Origin of the sequence: Hoyosella rhizosphaerae (genome assembly GCF_014643175.1) — a bacterium.
GTDB lineage: Bacteria > Actinomycetota > Actinomycetes > Mycobacteriales > Mycobacteriaceae > Lolliginicoccus > Lolliginicoccus rhizosphaerae.
Genome location: NZ_BMJH01000002.1, coordinates 416,793 through 440,235, shown reverse-complemented (window position 1 = coordinate 440,235; position 23,443 = coordinate 416,793). Strand labels below are relative to the sequence as shown.

Sequence of the window (23,443 nt, the reverse complement as noted above, 5' to 3'; positions counted from 1 at the left end):
CAGTTGCGATCAGTTTCACCAAGTCGCTCGTCCGGAGCGCACAAGACGCGCCACCGCACTGTCAGGAAACTCATCTGCGAGTAGCGCAACAAGTTTGTGGTCACGCCAGTCTCCGTCAACGTGCAGGTACCTGCGCAGCAGGCCCTCCTCGCGGAAACCGACATTGCGCAACACACTTTGGCTCGCCAAGTTTGCTGGGCGCACAGTCGCTTCAAGTCGATGCAACTTACCTGCGGAAAAGGCGTGGTCAACACCTAAAGCCAGCGCCGCCGTCGCTACGCCTCGCCCGGATACTTCACGCGCAACCCAATACCCAATCCATCCCGAACTGAGTTGGCCACGGACGATGTTTCCCACCGTAATCTGACCGCAAAACTGACCGTTCAACTCGATGGCAAACGGCATCATCAGTCCTTTATGTGCCGCCGAGCGGAGGTTTCCGTACACACTGAACCAGCTTGTTGGGCCATGGCGCGACAGCCATCCGCCTTCACCACTCGGTTCCCACGGACGCAGGTAGTCCTCGTCGTCACGACGTAGACGACTCCACGATGGGGCATCACGCAGTTTTATTGGCCTAAGTACGACAATCCCGGCGCCCGTAGTGAGTGGCCCCACGGTCGCTGGCCATCCTGGGTGAGTCACCCGCGTTGAGCCAAGAACTCAACCGACACCGTCTCCCCTGCGCCGATGTGGGTGACATTTGGTTCAACGACGATGAGGCAATTGGCGTCAGCGCTGTGAACCAAGCGATTTTCAGTCCCGGCTGCACCCAGCGCCCTCACTCGGTATTCCCCGCGTGAGGTTCGCATGAGTTTGCCTCGAACAAACCCGGTGGTATCAGGATCCGACAGGAAATCGTTGACTGTGATCGCGGAAACTCTATGCCGCGCAAACCGTTCGAAGCCGCGCAGTTCACGGATAAGTGGGCGCACCATTACTTCGAAGACGACGAGTGCGCTGCTCGTCAGTTCCGGCAGCAGAAATGTCGGGACGTTGCGCGTGCCTAGTCGCCCAAAACCTTGCACACCACCCGGGTGCATAGCAACGCGGCTGATTTCAATGTTTCCGAAGTTGAGCAGTGCTTCCTGCACTACATCCGATGATCGACCACCGACCCCGCCGGTGACGATCAAGATGTCACATTTGCCGAGTTGGTCCGCCACCGTCGAGCGAATCGTATCCGCGCGTGGTTCCACAATGCCGACACGAGACGCTTCGCCGCCAGCTTCGTCGATCGCCGACGCTAGCGCGTATGTATTGACGTCGTATACCTGTCCCGCGTCGGGAGTCGTATGGATGTCGACCAATTCTGTTCCCACTGCCAGGACAGCGACACGAGGGCGCGGGTACACCAGAATGTCCGTCTTGCCGACTGCAGCAAGCAATCCCACATGGGCCGACCCAATGGTGGTGCCCTTAGCTACCGCGACGTCACCGACACGAACATCGTCGCCTGCTGAGCGAATATTTGCTCCTTGGCGGATAGGTCGGAAGATTTTCACCTTCACCTTGTCGCTATCAGTGTCTTCGACGGGCACAACTGCGTCGGCCAACGCGGGTAGTGGTGCGCCGCTTTCTATGCGCACTGCCTGCTTGGGTTGCAGTCGTGGAATCTGCCGAGAACCAGTGCGACTTTCACCCACGACCGGCATTGAGAAATCTGCGGGTTGACCGAACTGGCCTTTGAAATCTGGTCCCGCCTCGGCGACGTCGATGCTGCGTACCGCATACCCATCGACTGAAGCTTGATCGAAACCAGGAAGGGGCCTGCGTGCAACAACTTCTTCAGCACACACGAATCCGCGTGCCTCAATGATTGGCACACGAACCGGTTCTGGTGCGACGGCCGCTGCCCTTATCCGAGCAAAGTGTTCCTCGACCGTGCGCATTGACCCCTCCCCTTCCTGTCAGTCCTCCTCACGCCCCTGGTCTTCTTCCACATTGGGAAGCAGACCCGGCAGCATGGGCAGGCCGAGCCGTTGCGTCAACCATGCGGTGAGCGGCGGCCCGTATTCTTCGTCGTCTAGTGCAAAGTCAACCGCAGCCTTAAGGAAGCCTCCGGGATTTCCAAGGTCGTGTCGACTTCCTGAGTGTACGTACACGTGCACGGGGTGACCCTCATTGACCAGTAACTCTATGGCATCGGTGAGTTGGAGTTCTCCACCAGCACCTGGCGTTATTCGACGGAGGGCGTCAAAAATGGCCCGATCGAGGATGTACCGACCTGCTGCGGCCAAGTTTGATGGCGCGTCCTCTGGGGCAGGCTTCTCCACCATGGATGTGACGCGAAGCACAGTGTCGGCCTCATCGGGGTCAGCGGTGGGTTCTACGCCAAAAACGCCGTAGGACGATACTTCGCTGGGCTCAACTTCGATCGCACACACAACGCTGCCGCCGTACCGAGCACGAACCTCGGCCATTTTTGTTAATACGCCGGTCGGGAGGACCAGGTCATCGGGAAGGAGTACAGCGATGTCGTCTTCATCGTCATCAAGAACGCTTTCGGCGCATCCCACTGCGTGACCGAGGCCAAGCGGTTGGTCTTGAACCACTGCCTGGACGTCGAGTAGCGCTGGTGCGCGACGCACTTTGTCGAGGAGGACTGTCTTGCCGCGTTCCTCAAGAGTTCCTTCAAGGGCCAAATGGCTCGCAAAGTGCGCCAAGACGCCCTGCTTTTGCAATGACGTGATGATGACTAGGCGCTCAGCACCAGCATCGGCTGCTTCGCTCGCGACAACTTCGATTGCAGGAGTGTCGACAAGCGGTAGCAATTCCTTGGGAACTGTCTTGGTGGCGGGCAAGAAACGCGTCCCCAGTCCAGCGGCTGGAACAACAGCAGTGCGAAACGGCGGCACGGGAGTCGCGTCGGCCTCAGTCATCATCCACCTCGTAATTCTTGTCGTGCGCCATCCGGGCACACTTTAACTTAGCTGCTTCGAAATCGGCTTTACTTGCAACGGTGCTTACTTGGCGTTTTTCTATCCAAGCCTTCGGGCACACGCATGTCTGATTCAACAGAAGTGTGGGCCAATAATCGTCTCTAACGTGGTAAAGGTGATACTTGTGACACTTATGTTCCTTGCTGTTCAACACGAATTATGACAAACGGCGACAAGGCAACGTGGCGGACATTCTTCGTTCATGCCCGCGCTACCTTGACAGAAGCCGACCGTAGCGCCGACGCCGCAGCGCTCACGACGCACATGGTTACTGCAGCACTTGAGGCGCGGAATCGGACGGGTTGCGCGACTGTTGCCGCCTACGTTGCCACTCAAACTGAGCCGGGCTCGCTCGACGCCCTGTACGCGCTTCATGAGGCCGATATGCGCGTTGTCCTGCCTGTGACGGCACCGGGGAACACTCTGGACTGGGCTGAATACCAAGGGCCTCAACGCTTAGTTCGAGGCGCGTATGGGTTGCTAGAACCAGCAGGACCACGGCTCGGGGTCGAGGTTCTCGAATCGTGCTGCGTGATTTTTGTTCCCGCACTCGGCGTCGGGTTCAGCGGCGAACGATTGGGGCGCGGTGCAGGGTATTACGACCGGGCGCTCGCCGGGGCTGGGGTTGCGGCGCAACGGGTCGCCATAGTGCGCGATGAAGAATTCGTCCCAGAACTTCCCTATGCTGAGCACGATGTGATGATGGATGCAGTCATAACCCCCGGTAGAGGGTATGTTTCTTTGCCTATCAAGTCGACGAACTAACACCTTTGGCACTCATCGCGGTAGAGTGCTAATAGCCTTTGTCTGCCCCTTTGGAGGTTCCCCATGCCTACCTACTCGTATGCGTGCACAGCATGTGATCACCAATTCGACATTGTTCAGTCGTTCACGGACGACTCTCTGACCGAATGCGACCAATGCGACGGGAAACTCCGCAAGGTATTCAACTCCGTAGGCATCGTGTTCAAAGGCAGCGGCTTCTACCGAAACGACAGCCGGGCGGCCACAACGTCGACCAGTCCTGCGACATCGACAAGCGCGGCGGCCAGCACAACATCCTCGTCCGAGAAGTCGAGTTCGACACCGGCCCCGAAGGCACCTTCGTCAACGAAGTAGAGCCCGCTCGCCTGACAAACCGACTGGGGCTCCTGAAAATTGAGCCCCCAGCAACGGCCACTTATCCACAAAGTTGGCTCAGTACGGTGTTATCCACAGCCAAGGATTTGGGCCACCAAACAACACCGAATACGCCCTAGGCTTCGACCACCCCCAATACCCACGCTCTAAAGGACAGTCGGTGGCCACTTCTTCAGCCTGGGCAGATCGCCTCACTTCGGTTCGATTAGCTGCGCACGAACATGCGCACACAACGCGTCGCATTGCGGCCCTTGTCTGTGCAGGTGTCGCCGTAGCACTCTTCCTCGTTCCGACAACCTCACGGACAGCGAATATGCTCGTCGCTGTCGCTGATCTTGATGCTGGCACTCTCATCACGGAAGCCGACGTCCGAGTTGACCCCACGAATCTCAGTGTCCTGCCGGTGGGAACACTCAACGACGTAAACCAGGCCGTCGGCAAACGAGTCGTCACACCAATCCGCCAAGGCGAAGTTTTCACCGAAAGTCGGCTCCTGACACCGCACATCATCGACGACATCACCCAAACCAAGGGTGGTCGTGCAGTCCCAGTGCGACTCGCGGACCCCAGCGTCACGCAACTCCTCCGAGCGGGCGATCTTGTTGATGTTGTCGCTGTGCCGCACTCCGATGGCCCCGGCACAATAGTGGCCCACGCCGCGACTGTCCTGTTTGTGACGGACGGGGATCATCGATCGGATTCGCTTGCGGTACTTGCCCTCACACCGGAAACTGCGATTGACGTCGCCACCCACGCAACCCACAATCGGCTTACTGTCACGCTTCACTGAGGTAACCGCCTCGTACGCGAATGACAGGCGCACGATCAACCTCACCCACTCTTCGCGACATACCTTAAGATCAACTCACGCCGACAACCCTTCGGCGTATATGCCTGTCCAGAATGGAGCCCTCAATGCTCAAAGGTTTCCGCGATTTCCTCATGCGTGGCAACGTGCTCGACCTCGCCGTAGCCGTTGTCATCGGTACAGCGTTCACCGCAATCGTTACGGCCTTTACTGAGAACATCGTCAACCCGCTGATCGCGGCCATCGGCGCAGACCCTGATATCGACGGACTTGGCTTCTTCATCCGTCCTGGCGTCTCTGCAACCTTCATCGATATCGGATCGGTAATTACAGCGATCATCAACTTCATCATCCTCGCGGCGGTGGTGTACTTCGTGCTGATCGTTCCGTTCACTCACGCCAAGAAGAAGCTCATCAAGGAGCAAATCGCTGACGAAGAAGCCGGTGTCACCGACATCGAGCTTCTCACTGACATTCGTGACCTCCTCGCCAACCAGCGCGGCGTCTCGAACCCCTGATACTCGGTCAACAACTGAGAAACAGAGAATCCCCTCCGCAACAAGGTACTTGCGGAGGGGATTGTCATTTCTCTAGCTGATTGCCGTCCTGCAGGTTAATTCCAGCCCACATCGGCGCGATTTGAGTTAGTGGTGCGGCGGCCGGTTTTCGAGAAACCACTTATCGTCGTGGCCTTTATCCCGCCCGCTGCTGTCATCAGGCAATGCCGTACCGAAAATCGCGTCTAAACGCGCTTTTCGTCGCGACTCTTCCCGCGCAGCCTCAGACTCCTGCACCTCGGGATCGCTACTGTCGCCCTCGGACACCGACATTAACCTTCGAAGTCGGTCTGCTCTGCAAGTACATGGCTCACCAACGGACCGATCGTCGCCATACCGTCGCGAACTGCTGCTCGCGAAGACGCAAAGTTGATCACAACCGTGCTCCCGGACACTCCGGCGAGACCACGCGACAACGCCGCATCGAGGACACTGTCCGCCCTACCTGACGCACGAATGGCCTCGGCAACACCGGGCAATTCCCTATCGAGGATGTCATCCGTAGCCTCGGGGGTGACGTCACGTGCCGTACTGCCCGTTCCTCCAATGGAGATAACGAGGTCTACCCCACCGATCACGGCGGTGTTCAGCGCGTTACGGATCTCTACCTCCTCGGCATTCACGGCGACGATCGCATCGACGTGAAACCCGGACTCGGTGAGGAGTTCACGGACCAACGGTCCAATTGTTTCGGGCCGCTCGCCCAGTGCGTGCCGGTCGTCCACGATAACGACAAGTGCCCGGCCCGCTGGCGAAGTTTCAATCTCCATGTACCTACCGTAATCCCCTCAATGTGGTGTGCGCGCATGGCGCCCCGAACCAAGTCAACTTGCGATGCAATTTTCGCCTCAGCGCTGAAGGTCTTCGAGCAGTTCGACCTGTGTACGTTGCAGCTGGCCTCGTCCTACGACGCTAGTATCTGCGCCAGGTTGTACCCATTCGATTTCGACAACTGTTCCCGGAACTTTAGATCGAACCGCCGCGATCAGGGCCGTAGCGCTAGTAATGGTCCTGCCATCAAAACCGACGATAAGTGCGCCCTCAGGGATTCCTGCGGCTTCCGCAGCGCTGCCTGGCAGGACTTCGGTCACGAGGGCCCCTCGTTGAGGATCACCCAGGTTCACCATCACGCCGAGGGCAGATTTTCGCACGGTTCCAGTTTCGAGGAGTTCCTGCGCTACTCGTTGAGCCTGATCGATGGGGATCGAGAAGCCGAGCCCAATGGACCCAGGCCTTGCGCCGGGCCCGGTTCCAAGCGTTGCAATCGCGGTATTGATTCCGACAAGTTCGCCGTTGAGGTTAACCAGTGCACCACCAGAGTTCCCGGGGTTGATTGCGGCGTCGGTTTGAATGGCATCAATCACTGAGGTTTCTTCCTCATTGTCACCCGCCGCGAAAACGGGTCGATTCAGCGCACTGACGATACCCGTCGTAACCGTCGCTGATAGGCCAAGCGGTGACCCGATTGCGACCACGGGCTGACCTACTTTGAGGTTGTCTGAACTCCCAATTTCGATTGGGGTGAGATTGCTGCGGCCTTCCACCTGAACCACCGCGATGTCGAACATTGCGTCCCCCGCAATCACGCGGCCCTGCGCGACGCTTCCGTCGTTGAACGACACATCTACGGAACCATCCGACCCTGCGATGACATGGTTGTTTGTAAGAATCACGCCATCGTCCGTGAGGATGACACCGGAACCGCTCCCGGTCGCCGTCGGGGTATTGATATCGATCTTGACCACTGAGGGAAGAACTCGCTCCGCCGCCCATTGAACGGAACCCTCAGGTGCCTCAGCAGTGGGGTCCGACACCGACGGCAGCTGGCCACCAAACTCCGAAGTGGTGCTGACATCGCGATTCACCCAGGACGCTCCGACAAGCCCGCCGACGAGTCCGCTGACAAGCGCAAGAACTACTGCTGCGGCTGCGATCGTCGCGCGGGTTGATCGTCGGCCCTTTGTCATCTGCGGCGCCAACGACGACTGAGGTTCAGGGGCAGCCTGAGGGTCCGGGTTTGTCACATTCCCAGCCGTTGGGGCCCCAGCAGTTGGGGGTGCGTCGTAATCGCTAAAACTATCCTGCGACGGCGGCTGACTGGCTCCGGGGTGGCGCCAATAATCCTCCGGCGGTTGCGAGGCATTGCCTGGACGGTCACTTCGACTGTGGTCGTCACTCATTGTCATGTTCTCCTTGCAGTCCGGCGTTAGCTCGGAACGCTCACTGCTCCACAATGCACGGGCACGCTGAGAGGCAACTGAGACGAGCCCGTCAAAAGGACACTGAGAGGGCGATCACGTCCCTCCATTGTCTCCCACGTCCAGTGGTATGTCTGCGGGTTGCCCCGGCAAGGACACCGTCACGCGCGCTCCTCCAGTTGGGGAGTCACCAATGGTGACGTCGCCCCCATGGCGATGCACCACGTGGTACACAATCGCGAGCCCTAGGCCGGAGCCTGGCATGGACCGTGATTCGTCAGAACGGTAAAAGCGCTCGAAGACAAGTGCGCGTTCCTTTAGGGGAATGCCTGGTCCGTCGTCATCGATAACCACATTGATTCGGTTCTCCCCCGATTGGGTCATTGTGACCATGATGGATCCGCCTGAAGGACTCCATTTCGCGGCGTTGTCGAGGACGTTGAGGAGCGCGCGAGAGAGCCCGCCCGAGTCCCCCCACACAAACCAGCCAACAGTTGACGCAATGATCGTCACATCAGTGCGTCGACGCCGCACGCGTTCAATGGTGCGGTCGACCACTTCCGCTAAATCAATGCGTTCAAGGCCAGGTTCCGAGGAATCTTCACGCGCAAGATCCACCAGGTCACCGACGAGTGTGGACAGTTCCTCGATCTGCGCCAATACGTCGCTTTGCAGACCTTCCATATCCTCAGGAGACAACCCGCCAGCCCCGTATTTGTTCGCGGCGATCAGCAACTCGGTATTAGTCCGCAACGACGTCAACGGTGTTCGAAGCTCATGGCCCGCATCGGCCACGAGCCGTGCTTGACGTTCCCTGGATTCTCTTAGCGCTAGCAGCATCGAGTTAAATGCCTCAGTGAGGCGTGCGAGCTCGTCATCCCCGGTGACAGGTATTGGCGTGAGGTCATCGGTGCGGGCGACTCGTTGCGCGGCAGCGGTTAGCCGACCTACGGGTCGCAACCCTGTTCGCCCAACGGCAGTACCGGCTGCTGCCGCTAGAATCACGCCGCATCCGCCGACAATGAAAAGCACGATCGAAAGCCTGTCGAGTACCGCCTGTGTTGGCGCAAGATCTTGCGCCAACACCAGCGTTGAGCCTTCGTTTGATCGTTGCGCGATTACTCGGCGGTTCCCAATTGTCCGCAGAGAAGACTCCGCGTCGCCACGAATGACGGCGAACTCTGTCTCGCCAAGTTCAATGAGGGGTGACATTGGCGTCGCTGTTCTATCTGGGTACACCAGGGTGCCCGACAGCGTGTCGGAGAACAACGATGCCGCACTGACAGCGGACGCACCAAACCGTTCAAGGCTGTGCGTCTCGATGATGACGTCTACGCGTTTCTGCAGTTGAGCATCGACGTCGGAGTACAGAGCCCGCGCGACAACGCTATAGGCCGCGGTGGAGACCAGCGCAACAGAAAATGCAACAACCAGCGCAGCGAGCAGGGCTACACGGGTGCGGAGCGACATTGTTCGCGTGATGCGGGCGTGAACGGGCACTGCCCCGCTCTCGCTCACGGTGGGGTCTCCCGCAGGACATACCCCACTCCCCGAACTGTGTGGATTATTCGAGGTTCGCCCTCAGATTCGGTCTTGCGACGCAGGTACCCGATGTACACCTCAAGGGCGTTCCCGCTGGTGGGAAAGTCGTATCCCCACACCTCTTCCAAGATGCGCGCCCTAGTCAGCACCCTACGTGGGTTGGCCATGAGCATTTCGAGAAGTGAAAACTCGGTCCGCGTGAGGCTGATGGGTCGCTCGTCGCGCGTGACTTCGCGGGTAACTGGATCCATCGTCAATCCCGCGAACTCCATGGCCTCCGCTGCTCCATCACCGTCGTGGGCGCCCCGACGGCGAAGTAGTGCACGCAGTCGAGCGAGCAGCTCTTCCAGCGCAAACGGCTTGGGGAGGTAATCATCAGCTCCTGCGTCAAGTCCGGACACTCGTTCTGACACTGAATCCCGCGCGGTGAGGACAAGAATTGGTCGGTCGTCCCCCTGGCTTCGCAACCGGCGGCAGACTTCTAAACCGTCCATCCTCGGCATCATTACGTCTAGAACTAACGCGTCGGGCGGCGAAGCGGCTACGCGCTCCAAAGCATCAACACCGTCGACGGCAAGTTCTACTGTGTATCCGTTGAACGAAAGTGACCGCCGCAAGGATTCGCGTACGGCACGATCGTCGTCGACAACGAGTATTCGCATGCCCCTAGTGTGTACCGAACACCTAAGTATTGTTTAAGAGGGGCTCCAGCCGGTGTGGGAATTATTCATTCTGTGGCGTTATTCGGGGGGCAATCGGAAGATTCCAACCCCGCCACAGCGCTAATAAGCGTAGGCCTGCAGCCACGATGACACCAGTGGTCAGCGCAATGACGCTTGGCGCATTTACCGCATTTCCGACAGTAACAATGGCGGCACCGAGAATTGCGGGAACGGCGTAAAGGTCACGATGTAGAAGCAACGGCATTTCATTGACGAGAACGTCGCGGATGACGCCGCCACCAATTGCAGCGGTGGCACCAATTAACGTCGACGCGAGGGGTCCAGCGCCGTGGCTTAGGGCAATAGCGGCGCCGCCGGTAGCAAAAACTCCCACCCCTATGGCATCGAGGACTAACACCCCCGGCCGAATACGGCGAATCTCGGGATGGAAAAACAGCACCACGACGCATGCACCGAGCGCAGTCGAAAAGTTCTGCCAGTTCTGCAGCGATGTCGGCGGGTGAATACCAAGAAGAACGTCGCGAACTATGCCGCCGCCGATCCCCGTTGTGACACCCACCAGGGATACACCGAATACGTCCAGCCGTTTGGCGATTCCTACTAGGGCGCCGGACGCAGCAAACACCGCAATGCCAACGAGGTCGAGGATGCTTAGCAACACAGCAACAGAGTAAAGCCCACCCGGAACAATTATCCGAGTGGGCTTTACTTGTGAAGTTTTGCGCTAATCAGTGAAGACGTGCGTTGATCACAATTTGTCGGGGTCAATAAGACCACGACGAACAGCGTTCACGACGCGGCTGGGAACGCGTAGCACAGTTCCGCCTACCGACACTGACGTGAGGTCTACTGCGGTGGCTTTCCACTGCGAGCGACGACTCCGTGTGCGCGAGCGAGACTTGCGCCTCTTTGGTACTGCCATTTCCCTTAAGCTCCTTTCGATTCTCCGCTAGCGCCAGCGCGCGAGCCCGATGGACGGGCCCGGTTGCCATAGCGCCGACGGAACTTCTCCACCCGACCGGCTGTGTCGAGGATACGCTGCGCGCCGGTCCAGAAAGGATGCGACTCAGCAGTCACGTCGACGACAAGAAGCGGGTACTCGTTTCCGTCTTCCCAGCTGACGGTCCGCTCACTCGTCGCTGTGGAGCGGGTGAGGAACATCGATCCAGTGTTAGCGTCTTGGAAAACGACTGGATGGTAGTCAGGATGAATGCCTGGTTTCACTAGTGTCCTTCTTTCCATATGGTGATGTCAATTGCGCCCTGGGCGTCGCTGTCCGAATGGTCGTCACAAGGATCTTCGTGCCAACTTCCGAACGGGTCATTCCACGTTTTCCAGACCTTTTCCTGTAGCGCTAACTCTGCTCCTGAAAGCACGGCAGAGTCGAGTGTGTCTCGGATACGTTGAGGGTCGGCCCCGTGAACGAGAATCATAAGCGAGCAGTCGCGGTCAGCAAAGCGGTCATCCCATCTTAGTGCAGCGAATGCAGTTCGTTCACCACACTCCCCCTCGGCTTCCCGTTCGCTCATGGCAGCAAGCCATTTTCCGGCAGCTGATACCCGCACCGCACCGCCTGCTGCATCCAACCACAGGACCTGGTCGGGCTGCGATGCAACCCAGAACCGTCCGCGCGCACAAATGATGCCGTCGAAAAAGATTTCTAGACAATCATGAAGCCGCTGCGGATGGAAAGGCAAGCGCGTTGCATATTCCACTATCTGGACACCACAATCGGCGTCCAATGGTGGCTGCCCGGCAAGTAGAGGCGAATGTGCAGAGCTAATTTCTCCGCGTCGTGCACCACTCGGGATGCTGAAAAGGAGCCGATCAACATCAATGAGCGCGTCGTCATCGGCCCACAAAGTCGGTGCTGTTGGTGCGAGTCGAGCAAGTGATGCTAGCAACTGCGCATTCGCCCAACCGTCCTTGGTGTTTCCAACCACGACAAGGGCATCTGCGAACTCGACAGCCTTGATTGCAATATCCGCTACCGTTCGTTCGTCCTCGGCAAGTGATCTATACCCGCGATCACTAAGCGAGTCTTCGCTGGTAGCGTCCCTAAACCACGATTCGGCGTTGACGCAACTGATGACGGCTTCAATCCGGACATCGCCCGACGCTAGCGCAGGGGCCGCGCCGTTGAGGTTCGATACCTCCATCGTAGCGAGAGCTGAGCTCAGCACCTCAGGGTCAATTCGGGCGTCCAGAAGGAGTACAATCCGATCTACACGGCTACGACTAGCCAGTCGACGAAGCAACGGAAGGAGTTCCTCACGGAGTGTGGAAGACACACAACCGTGGGCGAGAGCAAGGATTGTTGTTCGCTCACGAGGGGTTAACCCCGATGTCGATATCAGAGTCCTCTGAACGACACCGGATGTGACTTCATTGAGGTCATGTGAAACGATCGATACACCCTCACGTTGAAATGAGCGGGCAAGGAGACTAGCATCTTCTTGCCATCCGCAGACCAGCACGACGGGTGTGCGCTGATCGATCACAGGGAACCCCTTGTCAGTAACGATTGTCATAATCTTTGCTGAAAAGGTACCGTGTTCCGTCGGCTTTGTCGAAAATGAACGTCACTTTACGAGAGGTCTGTTGTCATGTCGGCGCACTGCCAAGTAACTGGGCGCAAACCAAGCTTTGGGAAATCCGTTTCCCACTCGCACCAACGCACATCGCGTCGCTGGAACCCAAACATCCAGCGCCGCCGCTACTACCTGCCCAGTGAAGGCCGCTACGTCACGCTGCAGGTCTCCACTAAAGGCATCAAGACCATCGATCGGGATGGCATTGAGGCCGTTATCGCCTCGATCCGTGCACGGGGCGACAAGGTCTGAAGACCGCCTGTATCGAACTAAGAAGGGAAAATCATGGCGCGAAATGACGTGCGCCCGATTATTAAGCTGAAGTCGACAGCTGGTACCGGGTTCACTTATGTAACCCGCAAGAACCGCAGAAACGACCCAGACCGCATTGTGCTTCGCAAATACGACCCAGTCGTTCGCAAGCACGTTGAATTCCGCGAGGAACGCTGATGGCAAAGAAATCTAAGATCGCACGCAACGAACAGCGCAAAGCCATTGTGGCCAAGTTTGCTGACCGTCGCGCCGAACTAAAGAACATCATTCGCAACCCCGCGACCTCTGATGAGGACCGCGCGGACGCCACTGCAGAACTGCAGCGTCAACCCCGCAACGCAAGTGCGGTAAGGTTGCGCAATCGCGACGCCGTCGACGGACGCCCACGCGCCTACTTCCGCAAGTTCGGACTCTCACGAATCCGAGTACGCGAGATGGCACACCGTGGCGAGCTTCCCGGTGTTAGCAAGTCAAGCTGGTAACCAACGAGCGCTGAGGAACGAAGAGTAAATGGGGAAGAAAAGCACCGCCACACCTAAAAAGAAGGGCGGAGAGCAGGGTCGGAAAACGAAGAAGAACCCGCTCGTCGCCGCGGGTATCGAGCATGTTGATTACAAAGACATCAACTTGCTGCGTACCTTCATTTCCGACCGGGGCAAGATTCGCTCACGCCGAGTGACGGGCTTGACACCACAGCAGCAGCGCCAGATCGCTGTAGCCGTGAAGAATGCGCGCGAAATGGCGCTTCTCCCCTTCTCGAGCCGCTAGAACGACAGACACACTGATGCCTCGCTAGGACTACCTAGCGAGGCATCAGTTCTTTCGTATTTGATGCATTTTTGGGCCCAAAGCCGCCCACTCAGTTGTGTTTTTCGTCACAAATCTGGATCTGCTAGCCCAGCCGTATCAACGGGGAGGCAGGAGGGGCTGCATGGGGGGCGTACTCGTTGGTTTCACCGTGATTTTCGCAATCATCACGGTCGGATACCTACTTGGCAGAAGTGGCGCGCTCGGTCCTCACGGTGAGCAAGTACTCAGCAGGCTGGTATTCCTGGTGGCTACCCCAGCGCTGCTTTTCGACACGCTATCCCGTGCCGACCTCACCGCCGTCTTCTCTCCGTCGCTCGTTGTCGCATCGACGTCAGCCCTCATCAGCGCGGCAGTCTTTTATTCCGCCGCCAAGCTGATACTGCGACGGTCAATTCCCGAGTGTGTTGTCGGCGCGTTATCCGCCTCATACGTCAACTCAGTTAACCTCGGTCTCCCTATCGCCGTCTATGTGCTCGGTGACGCGACACTGATCGCTCCGCTACTGCTTTTTCAAGTAGTGATCCTTGGGCCCATAGCGCTAGCGGTACTCGATATAACTGCGCCGCGCACCACCAAGAGTCGCTCCCCCTGGGCGCTCGTCGCCGCGCCGATGATGAACCCGATCCTCATTGGTGCGGTGCTTGGTCTCGGGTTCTCTGCAACCAACTGGACGATGCCCGAACCAGTCGCGCAACCGATTGCTCTGCTGGCCGGTCTATCTGTGCCCGGGGCGCTGATCGCGTTCGGCGTGTCCCTCCATGGCAAGCGTGCACTACAACGCGGTGTTAGCCCACGTCGCGACGTAGTGCTTGCCGCAGCAATGAAGACGGTGTTTCAACCGACAGTTGCGCTTCTAATTGGCGCGATAGTCCTCGGCTTGGAGGGAACGATACTCACCGCCGTCGTCGTACTCGCAGCGCTACCTACAGCTCAGAATGTCTTTGTGTACGCAAGCTGGTACCGCCGAGGCGTAGTGCTTGCACGTGACGCCGCCATCGTTTCCACCGTTGCTTCTGTCCCGGTGATTGCGGTGGCGGCGATCCTCGTGTGAACCGGCCCCAACAAAGCGTTCCGCTAAAGCATTAGTGAGCGAAGTGCCGCGAACCTGTCAGGTACAGGGCAACACCGGCGTCCTTGGCAGCAGCGATCACTTCGGAGTCCCGCACAGATCCACCTGGCTGCACCACAGCACGAATGCCCGCGTCGAGCAGCACCTGCAGTCCATCTGGGAATGGGAAGAACGCATCGGACGCCGCTACGCTCCCTGCGGCACGATCTCCGGCGCGTGCGACGGCAAGACGTGCAGCATCTACCCTATTAACCTGCCCCATACCTACACCGACGGTTGCGCCGTGGCTTGCTAGGAGTATGGCGTTAGATTTCACTGCGCGGCATGCACGCCATGCAAACACGAGGTCCTGAAGGGTTTCTTCATCCACCGGTTCACCCGTTGCAAGAGTCCAGTTTTGGGAGTCGTCACCACTGGCGTGAAGAGCATCGCGTTCCTGGAGAAGCACACCACCTGAGATGGCGCGGAGTTCAGCACCCGAGTTGTTTGGCGCGTCCGCACGCAGGACCCTGATGTTCTTTTTGCGCGAGAGAACTTCAACTGCGCCCTCTTCGTACGATGGGGCGACGATAACTTCAGTGAAGATTTCGCTGACCTGTTCAGCCATCTCCACGGTTACTTCACGGTTTGCTGCGATGACACCGCCAAATGCACTGACTGGATCGCAGGCATTGGCACGACGGTGCGCATCAGCGATGGCGCCGACGCCGTCGAGTCGGGACTCCGCGATTCCGCAGGGGTTTGCATGTTTGATGATCGCCACGCATGGGCCGTCGTGATCGAACGCTGCTCTCCATGCCGCATCAGTGTCTGTGTAGTTGTTGTACGACATTTCCTTGCCGTGGTACTGCTCGGCCGCAGCGATCCCGCTTGCGCCGTCGCTGCTGACGTACAGAGCGGCAGCCTGGTGCGGGTTCTCGCCGTAGCGCAGGACTGATCGGCGTTCCCAGGTAGCACCAACCCACGGCGCGAATTCGCTATCCGCGTCTGCGTTTACGGCGCGCACATTAGTCATCCAGCTGGCCACCGCCACGTCATACATCGCGGTGTGTTGGAAGGCTTCCGCTGCGAGTGCTGTGCGCTGAGCCAAGGTGAATCCGCCTGATTGCGCCGCCGACAGAACGTCGGCGTATTTGTTCGGATCAACTACAACAGCAACAGAGGGGTGGTTCTTCGCGGCGGCGCGCACCATTGAGGGGCCACCGATATCAATCTGTTCTACGCATTCATCTTCACTTGCACCTGACGCAACGGTGTCGGTGAATGGGTACAGGTTAACGACAACTAGCTGGAAGGCTTCAACGCCGAGCGCATCAAGTTGTTCAACATGTTCGTGCTTGCGAGTGTCAGCAAGGATGCCCGCGTGTACGCGCGGGTGCAACGTCTTGACACGTCCGTCTAGCGTTTCAGGGAAGCCCGTAAGATCTTCAACGGGCGTGACTGCTACGCCAGCGTCTGCAATGCGGCGCGCTGTGGAGCCGGTCGAGACTATTTCGACGCCTAGGTCGGCTAGTCCACGCGCAAGGTCTTCTAGCCCAGTCTTGTCGTAAACACTGATCAGCGCACGTCGGATGGGACGTACACCGCTGGTGTTGTTTTCAGTTGCTGGTGCGTTTTCACTCACGGGATCATGGCCTTCCGTCCATCGATGACCACACCTCTGGTCACCAGGTCAGCAACCACCTCGACGAGGAGGCGCCGTTCAACTTTCTTTATACGTTCGTGCAGCGTGGACTCAGTGTCGTCGGAGCCGACAGGTACAACTTCCTGCGCCAAAATTGGCCCGGTATCTACGCCTTCGTCCACAAGGTGAACTGTGGTGCCGGTGACTCGCACACCGTAATGGAGTGCGTCACGTACCGCGTGCGCGCCCGGAAATGCCGGCAACAGCGCGGGATGACTATTAACAATTTTGTTCGGGAACTCACCGAGGAACGATGGTCCGAGCAGCCGCATAAAACCAGCGGTGACAACGAGGGTGGGTGCGTACGTCTTGACTGCATCGGCTAGTGCTTGATCCCAGTGTTGCCGATTCTCAAAGTCGCCTAGTGCGACCCGTGTGACCTGAACGCCGACGTTCTTGGCACGGTTTTCGGCTTCGCACGCTCGATCGGTAACTAGGCCGACGACGCGAGCCGGAAACTCCCCCGCAGCTGCGTCGAGCAAGGCTTGGCACAGGGTGCCGCTTCCCGAGGCGAGAACAACGATGCGCGCTTGTGAGGTCTCACGCATCGATGTTGTAGTCATAGACTGAGCGTGGCGGTTCAGAGCGGATCTCCTGAGTTAACCCAATTTTGCCAGCTCACTTGAGCTCGCTACCGGGACACAGCCTAGTTGTTCGCCTTACGAAGGTCACAATCGGGTCCACTACATCACCGTGACGCGCTATTTGTCTGACGGTTCGCTTTCCGTCGGTGACTTCTTGCCCGCGCCGGTAATGCCACTTTTGACCTTACTAGGAATTTTCGCAACGGCCCCGGGGATGGAAGGTACGTCAAAGGGCACTGTTGGGAGTTTCCTAGTGAGGGCAACGATGCGGCCGCGCTTCGGTTCAGCTGCGGTGGCTTCGGCCTTGCCGCCGGAGCTAACTTCTTCTGCATCCTGCCCGTCGGTGTCCTTCGCAGCAGGCGCTTTCTCGCTGCTTTCGACGACTTTTGCTTCTTCAGCCGCCTCAGCTTTGGATTTCTTCCCGGGTTTATCTTCCTTCTCGGCTTGAGCGTCCTTCTCGCTACTGGCTTCGGCTGTTGTTTTCGCCTTTTGTTCAGCCTCCTCGGCTAGTGCCTCAGCGATCGCGCGTTCAACGTCGCCTCGACGTTCCTTACGCTCGCGATGTTCGCGCAACCACAGTGAGAGACCGGCTGTTGCTGATCCAATGCAGAGCACCCAGGCTAGTAATGCGAGTGCGCCGAGTAGCGGTGCCAAACTAATGGCACCAAACACACCAAAGGCACCGCCTGCTGCGAGGGCTATGACGAAGAAAGCAACTGCTTGCATGACAGCTGCCGCGGCGATGGCAGAGTACAACTCTCGCGTCTTTAGTCCGCGAGCAGCAATCGATTTTCCGGTCACGACACCTGCCGTGGCCGGGATGATGAGCAGGAGTAACCACCACAACTCAGGTTCCGTCGACGGTAGTGCCGTCAGCACTGGGATGCTGGGCCCTGCTGCTGGTTCATTGGCGAAAACACTGACTGAGCCCTCACCAACAGTGATGGTGACCCCTACTGACGTGGCGATAACGCCGACAACAACATTGGCGAGGTACATGACCGAGAGCACACCCAGCCCGATGGCCGCACCGATCCCGTTGTATGCAAAGAGTTGATCTGCAGCGTCCGACCACGACACGGCGAGCAGCATCACAGTAACGGCGGACCCAAGACCGAGCATGGTGATGGCGCTGACACGGGATGCGGCCGCCGAAAACGTCAACCACTCGGGAAGATGCCGCTGTTCGGCGAGGTCTTTCCATAGGGGCTTACGCAATGCGCTCGCCGCAGCTACGGCATGGATGAGAATTGTCCAACCGAAGGATTGCAGCACATTCGGGGTGTCAATTTTCAGAACCGTCGAGGCGTCTTTCACGATTGCGAGGGAGATGATCGTCATGACCAGCGGAATACCAACCGCGGCGGCAATGACCTGCCCTGCATCTTTGGTGGTGGTCACCGCCGATGATGCTCTCTTAACAAAGTGATACGTCGCAGCGAAAACAACGGCAGTGACTGTAAGCGGTAGAACTCCGAGGTTGGTGCCACTAATGGGGAGGGTAACTTGGTGGATTCCCAGCCAGGTGGCACCGACTGCTGCAAATATCCCGGTGAGATCGCTATCTGATGTGATCAGAACCGTCGTCATCACCACGATGATCGCTAAGGCAGTGAATCCTGTTGGAGCGAAAGCTGCCTTCATGAGTGAGCGGCCAGCGTCCCCGCTCAAGGGTGTGGTGTTGTTCCCGCCCGGGGCGGGTCGCACGCGCATATCAGTCATCAGTGTTGAGAGTGGCACTTTCGTGTTCCCAAAGTGAGCAGGCGCGCCGAGGTCTCACAGTGAAGTACTCGTCACTATCTGCACAGCAACTTGTCAGCACGCCCGTAGACGAAGGATCTGTGGATCGTGGTCGCTGATCTGATCAGCGAAGTCGACGTTCAGGCGTAGGGGCTCATACTCCCATGCGGGATTGTCTCCGCATGGAGGGGCCTCAACTAGTGCTCGTGAGACAAGTATCTGATCCAGAACCTGCGCATTACCTTGGTAAACGTATGAGTAGCGCTCACCTTCAGGCAGAGTTTTCATCAGTGCTGTCATTGCCCCACCATCCTCAAGCAACTCGGTGGTGCGCGAGAACTCAAAATCATTGATGTCGCCTGCAACGATGATGCGTGCTTCTGGGTCGATCGACATTACTTCGCTCGTGAAGTCGGCCACTAGTTGCGCTTGTGCGTGACGCTTCTGCTCGCTGAACCGCTGCGGAGGCTGATAGCGCCCGAAGAGCGGCTGGTCACCGCCTTTTGAGCTGAAGTGATTCCCAACGACAAAGTATGTTTGCTCGCGAAACACGAACTCACCGACGAGAGGCTTTCGCGACGACGTCCACGCTTCATCTGTTGGCGCGATCCGGCCCGGGGAAGTGGACAGTTCCGGGCGGCCATCAACGTCATTGATGGCGACTCCGGTCGTCGCAGTGGCGGTACCTCGATCGACAAATTCAACACCGCGATCGGTTCGGTAGAAGAAGACCACCCGAATGTTTCCACCTGGCTGGCCGCCGTCTTCGCCGTCTTCTGGGTCAATTTGCCGCCATTGATACTCGGGACCTCCAGCGGTTCTGATCTCGTCACGAAGGCGGGCCAACGTGTGATCGGCCGCCACTACGCCGTTGTTTGCGGGACCACTATTGTCCTGCACTTCAGCGAGAGCGATGATGTCTGGGCTCGCGAGGTTATCCACGATTGCCCCTGCGAGTCGTTCGAACTTTTCTGCTGGGTCACCGGGGTGCAAGTTTTCAACGTTGAAGCTCGCCACGGAAAGTTCATCCGCTTCCTGTGGCCTCGTTGCGGTCCTGGCCGCCGCACCTGGATTGACCGTGGGAACATCGCTTACCTGGACTTTGAAGTTCCCGAACGAATAGTCGACGATGCCCACAACGCTGCCATCTAGTGTGTCTCCCACATTTGCTGACGGCATCGGAGGGTCTGTCAGCAGTCGGTCATCAAGGTGGAGCCGCATGGCATTCGGCCTGTCATAGGCGTACACAACGCCACCGTTAGGTGTACGAACGAGCGATTCGTCTCCCCCGGCTGGAATGACAACGATCTCACCGAACCGGTTGGTAGGACCCACCACCTCGGGAGAATCCACCTGTACCCGCATGCTCTCCAGTGACGCGTAGAAGTCGAGGGCGTTCTTTTCCACATCAAAAGCTGACTCGCCTGCAATGTTTTGGGCTGGCGGAACTCGCCCGCCTGGGCCGATCAATACGGGCGCTGGTAGCTCGTTGTTGCTCGACACTACGTCGACGTTGGGTTGCGAAAGCTGGGTGATTGTCAGGTTGGTGGCGATATTGCCTGGCCGGTACTCGGACACGGTCCCCGACACAGCGACTTCGTCGCCGACGTTTGGTAGTTCCGGGTTGCGTCCGAGGAATACGAAGATTCCTTCCGATGTCGCATCAGCGCCATCGCCGACAGGGTCTTGCATCCAGAAGCCATTGTTGGCCTGCCCCGTCACGATCCCGGTGACGCCGCTGACGTCTTGTCCGACGAGCGGGGAGCCATGTCCGGCGCCCTGAATGTCAGCGATGGCGGTGTTTGCAGGTGTAGATTGCGCGCCAGCTGGCGGTATGACAGTGGCGATTATCGCAAGTGCGATGGCGGCGACATAGGTTTTTCGGTGCGCGACAGCGTGCATCCGTTAGTTGTATCAATAACTAAGTGGGGTGCTGATCAATGGCACACGAACACAAGGTGACGACTGGCAAACATTTGTAACAGATGCGGTCAAACCGGATAAAACCAAAAAAAATGTGCCGTGACCACCAAAGCGGCCACGGCACATCACACCACACGAATTACATGCTTTGCAGAATCTCACGTGCGATTTTGGCTGTTTCGGACGGAGTCTTACCCACCCGAACACCTGCAGCTTCTAGCGCATCCTTCTTGGCCTGCGCGGTGCCTGAAGACCCAGAAACGATGGCACCAGCGTGGCCCATGGTCTTTCCTTCAGGTGCTGTGAAACCTGCGACGTAACCGACGACAGGCTTGGTGATGTTGGCCTTGATGTAGTCAGCGGCGCGCTCTTCTGCGTCGCCACCAATTTCACCGATCATCACGACCAATTCGGTGTCCGGATCGTCTTCGAACGCCTGGAGGCAGTCAATGTGAGTAGTACCGATGACTGGGTCTCCACCAATGCCGACGCAGGTTGTGAAACCAAAGTCAGCCAGTTCGAACATCATCTGGTAGGTCAATGTGCCCGACTTCGAGACGAGACCGACCTTGCCTGGACCTGTGATGTTCCCTGGAATGATGCCCGCGTTCGACTGATCAGGGCTGATGATTCCTGGGCAGTTTGGCCCGATGATCCGGGTCTTGCCGCCCTTTTTGAGGTTGTAGGCCCAAAATTCGGTGGAATCGTGGACGGGTACACCCTCAGTAATGACTACGGCCAGTGAGATCTCAGCGTCGATTGCTTCGATCACAGCGGCTTTCGTGAACGCTGGTGGGACAAACAAAACTGATACGTCCGCGCCGGTTTTCTCCATCGCCTCTTTGACGCTGGCGAATACGGGAATCCCGTCGACGTCGGTACCGGCCTTGCGGGGGTTTACACCGCCGACAATGTTGGTCCCAGAGGCGACCATGCGTCGAGTGTGCTTAACACCCTCGGCGCCGGTGATGCCCTGAACGATAACTTTGCTGTCTTTGGTCAGAAAAATTGCCATTTTCCCGATCCCCTTTACTTCGCCGCTGCTGCGAGTTCAGCGGCCTTGGCGGCCGCACCGTCCATGGTGTCAAGCTGCTGCACTAGTGGATGAGCAGCTTCGTCGAGGATACGGCGTCCCTCTTCGACATTGTTTCCGTCAAGTCGCACCACAAGCGGCTTGTTTGCCTCGTCGCCGAGAATTTCTAGGGCCTTGACGATGCCGTTGGCCACTGCGTCACATGCGGTGATGCCACCGAACACGTTAACGAAGACGCTCTTGACGCTTGGATCGTTGAGGATCACGTCGAGACCGTTGGCCATCACTTCTGCTGACGCGCCACCACCGATGTCGAGGAAGTTGGCTGGTTTCACGCCACCAAAGTCTTCGCCGGCGTATGCAACAACGTCGAGGGTGGACATAACGAGTCCAGCACCGTTGCCGATGATGCCTACTTCACCCTCAAGCTTGACGTAGTTGAGGCCCTTAGCTTTCGCCTTGGCCTCGAGTGGATCCGCAGCCTCGGCGTCGACGAAGTCTTCGTGACCTGGCTGACGGAAATCTGCATTTTCGTCGAGGGTGACCTTGCCATCAAGTGCGAGGATCTGGTCATCAGGGGTGCGTACTAGAGGATTAACTTCCACCAGAACGGCGTCTTCCTTGACGAATACGTCCCACAGCTTCGCGATTGTTTCCGCGGCAGCATCGAGAACCTCGGCTGGGAGCTTGCCCTTTTCCGCGATCTCCCGCGCAAACTCGATGCTCACACCTTCGGTGGCGTCGACGGGCACTTTAGCCAGTGCGTCGGGGTTGTCGACGGCGACCTGTTCGATCTCGACGCCGCCCTCTTTAGAACACATTGCCAAGAATGTGCGATTGGTGCGGTCGAGAAGGAACGAGATGTAGTACTCCTCGGCGATGTCACTTGCCTCTGCTACGAGAAGTCTTTTAACGATATGACCTTTAATGTCAAGGCCGAGAATGCCTGAAGCTTTCTCTTTGGCATCAGCAGCGTCGGTGGCGAGTTTGACGCCTCCCGCTTTGCCACGTCCGCCTGTTTTAACTTGTGCCTTCACCACAACTGGCTTGCCGATGTCCGCAGCAACTTGCTCAGCTTGCTCTGCGGTATCCGCGACGCTCCCCGGTGTGGTGGGGACTCCGTGTTTTGCGAAAAGCTCTTTCGCTTGGTATTCGAAGAGATCCATGTGCTCACCGTCTCATCTACTGTGACGCTCACCCAGGTCGGGGTAAGCCAAGTCGGACCTTAGTCCAGGCCATCCTGTGCTTTGCACAGACATGGCCGGGACGTGCGCTACGTCACGTCCTAGCCGCCTCTAACCTATCGCGTACTGACATAAAACGGGACGGTATGGGCTTAAATCCTTGCCGTTCCGGTCTGCCATCAGGCCTCACCGACCGAAACTTTAAGCGGTGCGCTTCTTCGCGGACTTTGGGACGGGATGAAAACTGGTTGTTACGTTCAGCGTCGCCAAAAACCGCCAAATCTCCCAAATGGTGAGAAAGTGCAAGCAGGTGAAGATCAACTACATGCCATCAAACTGGGGTTTTACCTAGTCGGACTGTGAGTGCGCTCTCATTAGGCGCTTTTACCACCACAAACGCTTGCAAGCACCGCAACCATTTCGTTACCTTTTCATCAGTGAAAGTCACGATCTGATCACGACGGCGAGCCACCCGACACGCACCACAGGCTCACCGTCAGACAGAAATTCGTGTACCGGCGACAATCAACACCACGCCGGTGTCATCACCTGGATGACACCGCAGTCTTTCGCGGGGCTGCGGCGGAACCGACCTGAGGGATTCGCACCCCTTCTGGAACCCCAATGCTACGCACCACACTGAACAACCATGCCCAAAAACAGGCCCAGAAACGTGCTCCTA

27 protein-coding genes are annotated in these 23,443 nt (G+C 58.0%); 9 read left to right on the top strand and 18 right to left on the bottom strand.

Translation table 11 applies throughout. The features are described from left to right. Positions 1-15: 15 nt before the first annotated feature. From IEW73_RS10245 to IEW73_RS10235, 3 genes are read right to left on the bottom strand one after another with little or no spacing between them, the layout of a single operon-like run. Positions 16-645 carry a GNAT family N-acetyltransferase gene (locus IEW73_RS10245; RefSeq protein ID WP_188674159.1) on the bottom strand — a complete coding sequence of 210 codons (630 nt, stop codon included), beginning with the start codon at positions 643-645 and terminating at the stop codon, positions 16-18. Then, the gene (gene glp, locus IEW73_RS10240) at positions 642-1,892 is read right to left on the bottom strand and encodes a molybdotransferase-like divisome protein Glp (protein ID WP_188674156.1); all 1,251 of its coding nucleotides are present in this window, start codon (positions 1,890-1,892) and stop codon (positions 642-644) included. Before glp ends, IEW73_RS10245 begins: the two co-directional genes overlap by 4 nt. An 18-nt stretch (positions 1,893-1,910) precedes the next feature. Continuing rightward, the gene (locus IEW73_RS10235) at positions 1,911-2,882 is read right to left on the bottom strand and encodes a UTP--glucose-1-phosphate uridylyltransferase (protein WP_188674153.1); all 972 of its coding nucleotides are present in this window, start codon (positions 2,880-2,882) and stop codon (positions 1,911-1,913) included. Positions 2,883-3,101: 219 nt separating this feature from the next. On the opposite strand from IEW73_RS10235, the gene IEW73_RS10230 reads away from it, so the two are divergent. From IEW73_RS10230 to mscL, 4 genes are all read left to right on the top strand, one after another. Next, a complete protein-coding gene (locus IEW73_RS10230) occupies positions 3,102-3,707 on the top strand; it encodes a 5-formyltetrahydrofolate cyclo-ligase (protein ID WP_188674150.1) in 606 nt (201 codons plus the stop codon). 63 nt (positions 3,708-3,770) lie between these two features. After that, complete coding sequence (locus IEW73_RS10225) at positions 3,771-4,061, top strand: FmdB family zinc ribbon protein (protein ID WP_188674147.1); 291 nt, start codon at positions 3,771-3,773, stop codon at positions 4,059-4,061. 181 nt (positions 4,062-4,242) lie between these two features. Further along, positions 4,243-4,872, top strand: a complete 630-nt coding sequence (locus tag IEW73_RS10220) for an SAF domain-containing protein (protein WP_188674144.1) — start codon at positions 4,243-4,245, stop codon at positions 4,870-4,872. A gap of 125 nt (positions 4,873-4,997) precedes the next feature. Next, a complete protein-coding gene (gene mscL / locus IEW73_RS10215) occupies positions 4,998-5,408 on the top strand; it encodes a large conductance mechanosensitive channel protein MscL (protein WP_188674140.1) in 411 nt (136 codons plus the stop codon). Positions 5,409-5,534: 126 nt separating this feature from the next. Here the strand turns inward: mscL and IEW73_RS10210 are convergent, their stop codons facing one another. The 9 genes from IEW73_RS10210 to mrf all read right to left on the bottom strand — a co-directional run bounded on the left by IEW73_RS10210 (position 5,535) and on the right by mrf (position 12,401). Then, positions 5,535-5,714, bottom strand: coding sequence for a hypothetical protein (locus IEW73_RS10210; protein WP_206050407.1), 180 nt, complete (start codon positions 5,712-5,714; stop codon positions 5,535-5,537). 5 nt (positions 5,715-5,719) lie between these two features. Then, on the bottom strand, positions 5,720-6,217 hold the full coding sequence (locus tag IEW73_RS10205) for a MogA/MoaB family molybdenum cofactor biosynthesis protein (protein ID WP_188674134.1): 498 nt from the start codon (positions 6,215-6,217) through the stop codon (positions 5,720-5,722). Positions 6,218-6,295: 78 nt separating this feature from the next. Further along, positions 6,296-7,627, bottom strand: a complete 1,332-nt coding sequence (locus IEW73_RS10200) for a S1C family serine protease (protein ID WP_229675913.1) — start codon at positions 7,625-7,627, stop codon at positions 6,296-6,298. Positions 7,628-7,741: 114 nt separating this feature from the next. Continuing rightward, positions 7,742-9,115, bottom strand: coding sequence for a sensor histidine kinase (locus tag IEW73_RS10195; RefSeq protein WP_188675057.1), 1,374 nt, complete (start codon positions 9,113-9,115; stop codon positions 7,742-7,744). Positions 9,116-9,159: 44 nt separating this feature from the next. Beyond that, entirely contained in the window at positions 9,160-9,849 is a 690-nt protein-coding gene (locus IEW73_RS10190; RefSeq protein WP_188674131.1) for a response regulator transcription factor, read from the bottom strand. 61 nt (positions 9,850-9,910) lie between these two features. Next, positions 9,911-10,531 carry a trimeric intracellular cation channel family protein gene (locus IEW73_RS10185; protein ID WP_188674128.1) on the bottom strand — a complete coding sequence of 207 codons (621 nt, stop codon included), beginning with the start codon at positions 10,529-10,531 and terminating at the stop codon, positions 9,911-9,913. 87 nt (positions 10,532-10,618) lie between these two features. Continuing rightward, the gene (gene rpmF / locus IEW73_RS10180; RefSeq protein ID WP_188674125.1) at positions 10,619-10,792 is read right to left on the bottom strand and encodes a 50S ribosomal protein L32; all 174 of its coding nucleotides are present in this window, start codon (positions 10,790-10,792) and stop codon (positions 10,619-10,621) included. Between the two features lie 5 nt (positions 10,793-10,797). Next, positions 10,798-11,094 (bottom strand): type B 50S ribosomal protein L31, encoded by a 297-nt coding sequence (locus tag IEW73_RS10175; protein WP_188674122.1) that lies wholly within the window; start codon positions 11,092-11,094, stop codon positions 10,798-10,800. After that, on the bottom strand, positions 11,094-12,401 hold the full coding sequence (gene mrf / locus IEW73_RS10170; protein ID WP_188674119.1) for a ribosome hibernation factor-recruiting GTPase MRF: 1,308 nt from the start codon (positions 12,399-12,401) through the stop codon (positions 11,094-11,096). Before mrf ends, IEW73_RS10175 begins: the two co-directional genes overlap by 1 nt. Positions 12,402-12,476: 75 nt before the next feature. On the opposite strand from mrf, the gene rpmB reads away from it, so the two are divergent. The 5 genes from rpmB to IEW73_RS10145 all read left to right on the top strand — a co-directional run bounded on the left by rpmB (position 12,477) and on the right by IEW73_RS10145 (position 14,595). After that, positions 12,477-12,713, top strand: coding sequence for a 50S ribosomal protein L28 (gene rpmB, locus IEW73_RS10165; RefSeq protein WP_188674116.1), 237 nt, complete (start codon positions 12,477-12,479; stop codon positions 12,711-12,713). Positions 12,714-12,746: 33 nt separating this feature from the next. Continuing rightward, positions 12,747-12,911: a 50S ribosomal protein L33 gene (rpmG, locus tag IEW73_RS10160; protein ID WP_188674113.1), complete on the top strand. Its 165-nt coding sequence runs from the start codon at positions 12,747-12,749 to the stop codon at positions 12,909-12,911. Continuing rightward, positions 12,911-13,216, top strand: a complete 306-nt coding sequence (gene rpsN, locus IEW73_RS10155; protein WP_188674110.1) for a 30S ribosomal protein S14 — start codon at positions 12,911-12,913, stop codon at positions 13,214-13,216. The genes rpmG and rpsN overlap by 1 nt, the downstream gene beginning before the upstream one ends. A gap of 28 nt (positions 13,217-13,244) precedes the next feature. Beyond that, entirely contained in the window at positions 13,245-13,502 is a 258-nt protein-coding gene (gene rpsR / locus IEW73_RS10150) for a 30S ribosomal protein S18 (RefSeq protein ID WP_188674107.1), read from the top strand. Between the two features lie 163 nt (positions 13,503-13,665). Then, on the top strand, positions 13,666-14,595 hold the full coding sequence (locus IEW73_RS10145; protein ID WP_188674104.1) for an AEC family transporter: 930 nt from the start codon (positions 13,666-13,668) through the stop codon (positions 14,593-14,595). Positions 14,596-14,626: 31 nt separating this feature from the next. On the opposite strand, the gene purH is transcribed toward IEW73_RS10145, so the two are convergent. The 6 genes from purH to sucC all read right to left on the bottom strand — a co-directional run bounded on the left by purH (position 14,627) and on the right by sucC (position 22,743). Then, positions 14,627-16,237 carry a bifunctional phosphoribosylaminoimidazolecarboxamide formyltransferase/IMP cyclohydrolase gene (gene purH, locus IEW73_RS10140; protein ID WP_229675912.1) on the bottom strand — a complete coding sequence of 537 codons (1,611 nt, stop codon included), beginning with the start codon at positions 16,235-16,237 and terminating at the stop codon, positions 14,627-14,629. Continuing rightward, complete coding sequence (gene purN, locus IEW73_RS10135) at positions 16,234-16,860, bottom strand: phosphoribosylglycinamide formyltransferase (RefSeq protein ID WP_229675911.1); 627 nt, start codon at positions 16,858-16,860, stop codon at positions 16,234-16,236. The genes purH and purN overlap by 4 nt, the downstream gene beginning before the upstream one ends. 138 nt (positions 16,861-16,998) lie before the next feature. Beyond that, complete coding sequence (locus IEW73_RS10130) at positions 16,999-18,603, bottom strand: cell division protein PerM (protein WP_188674102.1); 1,605 nt, start codon at positions 18,601-18,603, stop codon at positions 16,999-17,001. A gap of 93 nt (positions 18,604-18,696) precedes the next feature. Next, positions 18,697-20,523 carry a DUF8508 domain-containing protein gene (locus IEW73_RS10125; RefSeq protein WP_188674098.1) on the bottom strand — a complete coding sequence of 609 codons (1,827 nt, stop codon included), beginning with the start codon at positions 20,521-20,523 and terminating at the stop codon, positions 18,697-18,699. A 160-nt stretch (positions 20,524-20,683) separates the two neighbouring features. Next, on the bottom strand, positions 20,684-21,559 hold the full coding sequence (gene sucD, locus IEW73_RS10120) for a succinate--CoA ligase subunit alpha (RefSeq protein WP_188674095.1): 876 nt from the start codon (positions 21,557-21,559) through the stop codon (positions 20,684-20,686). Positions 21,560-21,573: 14 nt separating this feature from the next. Continuing rightward, positions 21,574-22,743: an ADP-forming succinate--CoA ligase subunit beta gene (gene sucC, locus IEW73_RS10115; protein WP_188674092.1), complete on the bottom strand. Its 1,170-nt coding sequence runs from the start codon at positions 22,741-22,743 to the stop codon at positions 21,574-21,576. Positions 22,744-23,443 lie beyond the last annotated feature (700 nt).

Coding starts and splice junctions, on each gene's coding strand:
- glp (WP_188674156.1), bottom strand. CDS start 1,892: ATGCGCACGGTCGAGGAACACTTTGCTCGGATAAGGGCAGCGGCCGTC.
- IEW73_RS10235 (WP_188674153.1), bottom strand. CDS start 2,882: ATGACTGAGGCCGACGCGACTCCCGTGCCGCCGTTTCGCACTGCTGTT.
- IEW73_RS10230 (WP_188674150.1), top strand. CDS start 3,102: ATGACAAACGGCGACAAGGCAACGTGGCGGACATTCTTCGTTCATGCC.
- IEW73_RS10225 (WP_188674147.1), top strand. CDS start 3,771: ATGCCTACCTACTCGTATGCGTGCACAGCATGTGATCACCAATTCGAC.
- mscL (WP_188674140.1), top strand. CDS start 4,998: ATGCTCAAAGGTTTCCGCGATTTCCTCATGCGTGGCAACGTGCTCGAC.
- IEW73_RS10205 (WP_188674134.1), bottom strand. CDS start 6,217: ATGGAGATTGAAACTTCGCCAGCGGGCCGGGCACTTGTCGTTATCGTG.
- IEW73_RS10200 (WP_229675913.1), bottom strand. CDS start 7,627: ATGAGTGACGACCACAGTCGAAGTGACCGTCCAGGCAATGCCTCGCAA.
- IEW73_RS10195 (WP_188675057.1), bottom strand. CDS start 9,115: ATGTCGCTCCGCACCCGTGTAGCCCTGCTCGCTGCGCTGGTTGTTGCA.
- IEW73_RS10190 (WP_188674131.1), bottom strand. CDS start 9,849: ATGCGAATACTCGTTGTCGACGACGATCGTGCCGTACGCGAATCCTTG.
- rpmF (WP_188674125.1), bottom strand. CDS start 10,792: ATGGCAGTACCAAAGAGGCGCAAGTCTCGCTCGCGCACACGGAGTCGT.
- mrf (WP_188674119.1), bottom strand. CDS start 12,401: ATGACAATCGTTACTGACAAGGGGTTCCCTGTGATCGATCAGCGCACA.
- rpmB (WP_188674116.1), top strand. CDS start 12,477: ATGTCGGCGCACTGCCAAGTAACTGGGCGCAAACCAAGCTTTGGGAAA.
- rpmG (WP_188674113.1), top strand. CDS start 12,747: ATGGCGCGAAATGACGTGCGCCCGATTATTAAGCTGAAGTCGACAGCT.
- rpsN (WP_188674110.1), top strand. CDS start 12,911: ATGGCAAAGAAATCTAAGATCGCACGCAACGAACAGCGCAAAGCCATT.
- rpsR (WP_188674107.1), top strand. CDS start 13,245: ATGGGGAAGAAAAGCACCGCCACACCTAAAAAGAAGGGCGGAGAGCAG.
- IEW73_RS10145 (WP_188674104.1), top strand. CDS start 13,666: ATGGGGGGCGTACTCGTTGGTTTCACCGTGATTTTCGCAATCATCACG.
- purN (WP_229675911.1), bottom strand. CDS start 16,860: ATGACTACAACATCGATGCGTGAGACCTCACAAGCGCGCATCGTTGTT.
- IEW73_RS10130 (WP_188674102.1), bottom strand. CDS start 18,603: ATGACTGATATGCGCGTGCGACCCGCCCCGGGCGGGAACAACACCACA.
- IEW73_RS10125 (WP_188674098.1), bottom strand. CDS start 20,523: ATGCACGCTGTCGCGCACCGAAAAACCTATGTCGCCGCCATCGCACTT.
- sucD (WP_188674095.1), bottom strand. CDS start 21,559: ATGGCAATTTTTCTGACCAAAGACAGCAAAGTTATCGTTCAGGGCATC.
- sucC (WP_188674092.1), bottom strand. CDS start 22,743: ATGGATCTCTTCGAATACCAAGCGAAAGAGCTTTTCGCAAAACACGGA.